Genomic DNA, 208 nt, shown 5'->3' on the forward strand with positions numbered 1-208 from the left:
TACTTTCGGAATCTCGGTTGATTTCTCTTCCTCGGGGTACTTAGATGTTTCAGTTCCCCCGGTTTGCCTCCTGTTGCTATGTATTCACAACAGGATACGTGCTTATGCACGTGGGTTTCCCCATTCAGGAATCCCAGACTCAAAAGGTTATTACTACCTAATCTGGGCTTATCGCAAGTTATTACGCCTTTCATCGCCTCTGACTGCC

The 208-nt window shown here is 46.6% G+C and carries 1 rRNA gene; it reads right to left on the bottom strand.

Features of this window, described 5'->3' with window-relative positions:
* Positions 1-208 (bottom strand): 23S ribosomal RNA (locus tag IQO02_RS20065); the annotation flags it as partial.

Origin of the sequence: Vibrio sp. OPT24, from assembly GCF_015163545.1 — a bacterium.
In the GTDB taxonomy this organism is placed as follows: domain Bacteria; phylum Pseudomonadota; class Gammaproteobacteria; order Enterobacterales; family Vibrionaceae; genus Vibrio; species Vibrio cyclitrophicus.